Origin of the sequence: Floridaenema aerugineum BLCC-F46 (assembly GCF_041929345.1) — a bacterium.
Lineage (GTDB): Bacteria > Cyanobacteriota > Cyanobacteriia > Cyanobacteriales > Aerosakkonemataceae > Floridanema > Floridanema aerugineum.
On sequence record NZ_JBHFNQ010000170.1, the window covers coordinates 58,395 to 66,453 of the forward strand.

The 8,059-nt window shown below is 38.4% G+C and carries 6 protein-coding genes and 1 pseudogene; all 7 read left to right on the plus strand.

Translation table 11 applies throughout. The annotated features are described in order from the left end of the window. The first annotated feature begins 97 nt into the window (after window positions 1-97). Window positions 98-1,891 carry an ABC transporter substrate-binding protein gene (locus tag ACE1CC_RS22405; protein ID WP_413272654.1) on the plus strand — a complete coding sequence of 598 codons (1,794 nt, stop codon included), beginning with the start codon at window positions 98-100 and terminating at the stop codon, window positions 1,889-1,891. 50 nt (window positions 1,892-1,941) lie between these two features. Further along, the gene (locus ACE1CC_RS22410; protein ID WP_413272655.1) at window positions 1,942-3,135 is read left to right on the plus strand and encodes a glycosyltransferase family 61 protein; all 1,194 of its coding nucleotides are present in this window, start codon (window positions 1,942-1,944) and stop codon (window positions 3,133-3,135) included. Between the two features lie 122 nt (window positions 3,136-3,257). Further along, a complete protein-coding gene (locus ACE1CC_RS22415) occupies window positions 3,258-3,854 on the plus strand; it encodes a class I SAM-dependent methyltransferase (protein ID WP_413272656.1) in 597 nt (198 codons plus the stop codon). A 77-nt stretch (window positions 3,855-3,931) separates the two neighbouring features. Next, entirely contained in the window at window positions 3,932-4,786 is an 855-nt protein-coding gene (locus tag ACE1CC_RS22420) for a phytanoyl-CoA dioxygenase family protein (protein WP_413272657.1), read from the plus strand. Beyond that, complete coding sequence (locus ACE1CC_RS22430; RefSeq protein ID WP_459563894.1) at window positions 4,783-6,888, plus strand: ABC transporter ATP-binding protein; 2,106 nt, start codon at window positions 4,783-4,785, stop codon at window positions 6,886-6,888. Before ACE1CC_RS22420 ends, ACE1CC_RS22430 begins: the two co-directional genes overlap by 4 nt. A 244-nt stretch (window positions 6,889-7,132) precedes the next feature. Next, complete coding sequence (locus ACE1CC_RS22435; RefSeq protein WP_413272662.1) at window positions 7,133-7,282, plus strand: hypothetical protein; 150 nt, start codon at window positions 7,133-7,135, stop codon at window positions 7,280-7,282. 399 nt (window positions 7,283-7,681) lie between these two features. Then, window positions 7,682-8,059 (plus strand): annotated as a pseudogene (locus ACE1CC_RS22440) (filamentous hemagglutinin N-terminal domain-containing protein); the annotation flags it as partial.

Sequence of the window (8,059 nt, forward strand, 5' to 3'; positions counted from 1 at the left end):
ATGCCCACCCCACAAGAGTTACAGCTTGTTTGTGGCGCGGGCATCTTGCCCGCATTGGTTTTCACTTTATTTACATCTACCTACTTACACAACTCGAATGTATCTAAGTCTAAGTCAGTTGAAAAAATGGATCGGATGGCGAAAATTGCTGGTTGGGATAATAGCAATAGTTATTGTCATTCAAGGTTGTAACTCTGCTTTGTTGACCACTAAAGCGACTCAGATTCCGCGTCTTGTTAGTAGTGAACGCAACGATCCAGAAACTTTTAATCCTGTAACTAGCCTTGACCCTCACGCAGTACTAGGCTTGATCTACGAAGGAATGATTACCCAAAATGGTGAAACAGGAAAACTAGAACCAGGAATAGCAAAATCTTGGCAGATTTCGGGCGATCGACAACGTATAATTTTTACTCTACGACCAGATGTAAAATGGTCAGATGGAGAACCACTGACAGCAGATGATGTCGTCTTCAGTTTCAACGAAATATATTTTAATGAAAATATTCCTAATAATGTACGAGATATTTTACGGATTGGTCAGAAAGGTCAATTCCCCCAAGTGCGAAAAGTTAACAATTATCAGGTAGAATTTATTACTCCAGAACCCTTTACTCCCATACTACGCTATATCGGAGACGTTAATCTCTTACCAAAACACGCTTTAAAAGATACAGTTAATGTTACTAAAAGAGAGCAAAAACCAAAATTTTTATCAATTTGGGGAACAGATACCCCGTTAGAAAAAATTATTACCAACGGTCCCTATCGCCTTTTAAGTTTTCAGCCTGGGGAACGAATTATTCTGGAGCGAAATCCCTATTATTGGCGCAAAGATTCTCAGGGTAAGACTCAACCTTATATCGAACGAATCGTGATTCCAATTGTCGGCTCGACCGATAACGCTTTGATGCAATTTCGATCGCGTGGATTAGATATGGTAAACATTACTCCTGACTTTTTTGCCTTGATGAAGCGGGAAGAAAAACGAGGAAATTTCACCGTTTATAATGGTGGACCAGCAGCGGTTACACATTTCATTACATTTAATTTAAATCAGGCTACTCGCAATGGAAAACCAGTAGTAGATCCGATCAAATCTCGTTGGTTTAATACTCTGGAATTTCGCCAAGCGATCGCATTATCTATCGATCGAACTACTATGATCAACAATATCTTTCAAGGATTGGGTACACCTCATGATTCCCCCATCTACAAGCAAAGTCCCTATTACATTTCTCCAAAAGAAGGGTTGCCTGTTTACAACTATAATCCCGATCGAGCAAAACAATTACTTTTGCAAGCAGGCTTCAAATACAATAGCCAGGGTAAACTAGAAGATGCTGACAGTAATCTCGTTCGCTTTAACTTAATTACCAGTAACGATAACAGCATTAGATCCCAGATAGGTATTCATATCAAACGAGATTTAGCAAACATTGGAATTACCGTTGATTTCCAACTACTAACTTTCAACACTTTAATGACCAAACTTTTAAACACTCTTGATTGGGATGCACATATCCTATACTTTATTGGAGGCAATATTGAACCAGACAGTACTCGTAACATTTGGTCAGTTGATGGTACTCTTCATACCTTCAATCAAAATACGTTTTATGGAGATCCCTTAAAAGGGCGAATTATTCAGGATTGGGAACAGAAAATTAGCGATCTTTATATTCAAGGTAGTCAAGAGTTGAATGACGACAAACGTCGGGAAATTTACGCCCAAGCTCAAATTTTAGCCCAAGAAAATCTCCCTTTTATTCATTTAGTCAATCCACTTTCCTTTTCTGCTATCCGCAATGATATTAAAAATATACGTTTCTCTGGATTGAGTTGGAGGTTATGGAATGTATATGAGTTAAAAATAGATCGATCGTCCTAGTCAACAGACTAATATTCCAACATTCACAGTATATAGAGGTAAAAAAAATTATGACATCTTCCCTATCTCACTCTCAAGAAACACCAGAACTTACTATTAACAACAATCTCGAAGAATTAGCAAAAAAAAATGGATGGAATTTCGAGATTATTTCTCCTCTAGAAACTCAGATTCATTACCCTTCAAACGCGATCGAAGAAGACTTACTCTATGTCATTCAAGACTGGGCGCAGCTGCTACAATACACGCCTGAAGAAAGGTCTAATTTTGGTAGAGAAGAACAATTTTATCATCTTCATTGTGTCACAAATTATGAAATTGGCGAAACATTTAGATGTTCTATTCCTCATGCTTTAGTCGTCAACCCAACTGGATTAGTGATTACATCCGATCGGGAAATCATTCGCCAATCTGTTGATGGGCAAAAATTAAATATCAACTTCCAAGCAAAACAAATAAAAGAGAAGTTTAACGATAGTAATATCCTTTCAGGAACATACATATCGCTCTTATCTTATTGGAGTTATACCCTAAACTTTGCCCACTGGCTGATGGATTGTTTACCAAAACTTGCTCTGATAGAATCTTTAGATAGCAGCGTTAAAAAGAATTTAAAATTTATTATTCCTGATAACTCACCGCCTTATATTGTTGACTCTCTCAAACTATTGGGTATTCCAGAAAATCAAACAATCCAAATTCAGGAGGAGAGTATCATCGTAGAAAACCTGATCCTCTGTCGTGCAGCAGAAAACCCAGGTAGACCTAAAAAAATACACTTTCTAGCGATCCGAAATAAATTGCTATCCTCAGTTGTAAATGAAAAAAATGTCCGTTTACCCACTAAAAGAATTTATATTTCTCGTTCTCAATCTTCGAGAAGAATAGTTAACGAAGAGGAAATATTACAGATTTTAACAAAATACAACTTTGAGGTTATACACTGTGAAAAAATGAGTTTAGCTGAACAGATTAGGACTTTTTCTGAGGCGGAGATTGTTCTTGGGCCTCATGGAGCAGGGATGTACAATCAAATATTTTGCAATTCAGGAATCAGTATTGTGGAAATTTATAACAAGGAATACTGGTATCATTCATCACGAATTATCTCTAGCTTTATGAAACACAAACACTGGCATATTTTTGGAGACAATGTTAGCAGTGATGGGCAAACTGATGTCGATCCTTTAAAGCTAGAGAAAGTCTTATCTCTGGTATTACATGATAGAAACATCAAAATTTAGAGATATTTACAAAAGTTGGTTGATTTACTTCGGAAAAAGTGTATACTCTTTAAAGAAATTGCTTTTGCAAATAATTAAACTTAAGGCAAAATCAATTCTGTGGCAAATAGAAGGTTTAAAAAATGAAAAAGTCTCGCAGAACTCAAGAAGAAATAGATCGTAATTTGACAGGTTTTGAAGGTGATTACTATATAGAAGAAGAAATCAAAAAGCTGGTTCAGAAATTTGAGATCAACACCATAATTGAAACAGGAACTTTTCTAGGAGGAACAACCAAAAAATTAGCCCAGCTTGCTAATCAAGTCTATACGATCGAAGTAGATTCCGAAAATATTCCTGAAGCTACAGAATATCTCAAAGATTCAACTAATGTTACTATTATGGAGGGCTGTAGTCCCGAACTTTTAAGGAATTTACTGAAGCAAGATCATGGCAATATTTTGTTTTACCTGGATGCCCATTCCCATATTGAGACACCTTTGCTGGATGAATTAAAAGCGATCGCTGAAGCAGAAATAAAACCAGTTATTGCGATCCATGACTGGAAAATTCCCGATCGTCCTGACTTGGGTTACGATTCCTATAACGGTCAAGACTATACATTTGAATGGATTAAGCCAAGTATCGAGGCAATTTACGGTAATGATTATGCCTACTATTACAACAATCAAGCTGAAGGTGCAAAAAGAGGAGTAATTTACATTCATAGCAATTCATAGAAGTGCAATTGTAAAAAGGCATAAAATTATGTCGTCTGAATTTTTGTACGATCACGTTTATAAAAGGAAGACTTTTAATGATGCAAACTACTGGATATTCTGGAAAATCTAGCACTAGCCAAACTGACTTTAATCAAATCGATCGGAAAGTCGCTTTTTTCGAGAAAGAAGGTTTTGCTGGGCCATTTACCCTTGGTCAAACTGCTAGTTTAGTGGCTTTACGTGAAGCCATGAATCAAGCTATTGGAGAAGCTCAAAATCAAGATCAAAAAACCTCATCTTCTCCAATCCAAACTAATGTGATGGATCGTAGGATTGCTCATACAACATCTAAGTTAGTGTATGACTTATCTACAGAGCCTCTGGTTTTAAATGATGTGGCAGATTTCTTAGGGCCAAATCTTCTGTTTTGGATGGCAGAAACTATTTCTAGAGAGCCTGGTCATGATGGTCATATTGTGGAAAAGACTGGTCAAATTTGGCATATTGATGTTATTAATGGTTGGATCAAAGGTGTTCATGTTTCGATCGCTGTAACTGATATGACAATGAAAACTGGTTGTTTGCTAGTTATCCCTGGAACTCACAAATACGATGCTGACCTTCCTGCCCTAGAACAAGCAGGAGAATGCGATCTCACTGATGCAGATAGCGTACTTAGGTTAGCCGATCGAATGCACCCAGAAAACGCACCTCATAGAATTGAACCCATAGAAATGAAAGCAGGTCAGTATTGCTTCACCAGAGGTGGAATTTGGCATGGTGTCAGTCGAAATAATGATTCCCGAACCCGCTTTGGTCTTGTTGCTCGTTTTGCCAAACCTGATGTTGAGATCAAAGGTTTTAGCGGAAACCAGATTCCTTGTATCGTAGTTCGTGGTGAAGATTCCTATCACTTAAATCTTCTGACAAATCCACCAGAAAACTCATGATGAGTAATCTTAAACTTCTCCTGCTGACTATGCTCCTTGACAATAGCAGTTTAATTCATCCTTACACGACTGCATTAGTAGTTGTAAGTTTTGCAGGTGTTTGTTGCTGGGGGATTTTACGCTACTTTGGGAAAAAATCTTCCAGCAAACTAATGGATTTTGAGGATACAGATTCCTCATTTACTAACAACTCAAATCGCCCACAGTTAGTTTTCCAGCTTCTTCAATTTCTCTCGATCGATCGCTGGATACCTGCATCTCAAAAGCTTCAAGAAACCTCATTGCAACTAAAAGATAGTTCACCTTGGCAAGAATATGAACTGTCACAGAAAGATGAAAAAAATAACCCTGCTGATTGGAGTTTATGGATTAAAGAACTTGCTAGTCGTTTTCGTTTGTTCTTCAAATATGTTTGGATTTACTGGTCTCCTTATGTAGTTATTGCCATCATTAGTGCTATTTGCATGATGGGGATGCCTGCTTACCAAATAATTGCTGCACAAAAGCTAGGTATTGCGATCGATCAAGGAGGGTCTGTTCTTGTAAGTTCAGCGATTCAATTAGCTAGCTTGCTACCCTTAGCTTTTGGATCATATCTATTAGGTAGTCGTTTATCTGCTCGACTTTCTAGCCGGATTGCTAATGATATCCGATATGACTTATTTGTGAAACTGCAAACTCTTTCACAAAGCTTTTATAAACAGGCTCGATCGGGAGATTTATTAACCCATTTCTCTGTAGATATTTACCAAATAGAGCCTATTTTAGGTCAAGAAATGATCCGAAGTGTTGGCGAAATGGTCATGACCTTAGTCAACTTTGGCATGATGATTCATATTAGCGGTTCTTTAGCAGTAATTAGCGCCATACCTATGGTTGTAATGCTGCCAATAACGCTTTACATGATGAATTACCTGACTGAGCGAGGACTGGAGGCAATCAACCAAAACGCATTGATGACCGATGCAGTAAACGAAGGTATTCGCGCCCAACCGACGATTACAGGATACGGTTTACAAGCTTTATTTGCCAGCTATTTTAGTAACGAATTAAGAAAACTTGAGGACAAGAAAACTGAAGCAGTATTTAGCTTTCTTCTCTTTACTTATTCAGTAAAATTCTCTGCATATTTGCTTGATGTTTGGGTTATGGGAATTGGGGGAATTTATGTTTTGTCCAATAACATTTCACTAGGAGCTTGGATAACTTTCTTCACCATTTCTCATAGTATGTACGATCTATTAGGCCAATTGGTGAATACAAGAATTGGTCGCTGGCTGGGAGCTACTATTGGGATGCAACGAATCGATAAGATTCTGACATATCCAACTAAAATTGTCGATGCTGTTGATGCTCATGCTTTGACATCGTTTGAGAAAAAGATTTGCTTTGAGAACTTATCGTTTGGTTATGACAATGCACAGCACCAATTACATGAAATTGATTTGTGTATAAAAGCTGGTCAATTTGTTGCATTTGTTGGTTCAAGTGGTGCTGGTAAGAGTACAATATTTAACTTGCTAATGCGTTTTTATGATGTTAGTGATGGAAGAATTACGATCGACGATCATGATTTACGTCATCTAACACAGAAATCTTTGCGATCGCAAATGGGAGTTGTGCTACAAGAAACTTTTCTTTTCCACACCACAATCATGAATAATATTCGCATCGCCAAACCCGAAGCTACAGAAGAAGAAGTTTTTGCTGCTGCTCAAGCTGCTGAAATTCATGATTTTATCTTAAGTCTTCCAGAGGGTTATCAAACAATGGTGGGCGAAGGAGGTGGCAGATTATCTGGGGGACAGCGCCAGCGAATTGCGATCGCCCAAGCATTGCTTTGTCGCCCACCTATCTTATTACTAGATGAACCTACCAGTAGTCTCTCGGCGGAAATGGCAGATGCAATTAATCAAACGATCGCATCCTTGGCAGGTAAGCACACAGTTATTATGATTACTCATCAACTAAAAGCCGCAACCCAGGCAGATTGCATCTTTGTTTTAGACCAAGGTCGATTGGTTGAGCAGGGAACCCATGAAGAGTTACTAACTAATGGTAAGCATTACCGTTACCTCTGGGATATTCAACAGGCTCAATAGACATCTCCAAAAACTGCCAAAGCCTCTCTAATATTGGTTTTTGACTGCCTGCCCCCTAAAGGGCAGGCAGTCAAAAACCAACCGTTACATCAGGCTTTAACCGGGTTGCAGTCAAAATATGGCTGATTTCTGAGGTAATTTATTTCATATTTGCCCACAGTCTTTAGAGATTTTAGCTATACTGTTGACGGTCATAGAGCGAGCTTTTTTAACCCGTAGGGGCGAAGCATTTCGGTAAATATATTTGGCGATAACCAACAAATTATTGCGGGAATGCGATCAGCATTTTGACAAAATTTGGGTAGCAGATGGTTCCACATTAGAAGCATTATTTCGGAAGCTGAAAAGTCTAGAAGATAAGTTCTCTCATACTTTAAGTGATAAAAAAATCTAATAAATAGGCCATAAAGCTTTTATTATAACGGCTTTAGCTTTGTCAGAAGTACAAAAACTAACTTATTAGCCTCAGATTGAAACTAACGAGCTTATTGTCAGAGATGGAGGTCAAATTACAGCAGCAACTCGTGGCCCATTAGCAACAGGAGCAGCCGGCAACCTGACGATTGAAGCTCGAAGAGTTCGTTTAAATAGTGGAACAATTACCGCAGAAACCAAAGCTGGAAACTTCGGAAATATTGCACTTAATAGTAATGACTTACAGATACGTCGTAATAGTAGAATCACTACTAACGCTACTGGTACTGGTGGTAACATTACTATTAATAGTGATGTAATAGCAGCCTTGTAAAATAGCGATATTACGGCGAATTCGATCGACAGCCAAGGAGGTCAAGTGAGCATTAAAGCGCAAGGAATTTTCGGCGCACAACTAAGAAGAGAACCAACATTAACAACTAGTGGTATCACAACGAGTTCTCAATTAGGGCGGCAATTTGATGGAGTTGTAGACATTCAAACTCCTGATGTCGATCCTACTCAAGGATTGTTGAACACTCCGCAGATTGTCAATTCCCCCCGGATTGCTACTGGATGTCAAGCAGTTGGCAAGGAAACATCTAATTTTAGGATAACTGGAACAGGTGGTGTACCGCCTAACCCAGCGCAACCCCTTACCAGCGAGGCAATTTGGGTAGATGCACGTTCCAGTTCTGTTAACAATTATCGATCGCAAAATGAACTACAAAAAACTGAAATTGTGGAGGCGCAAGGT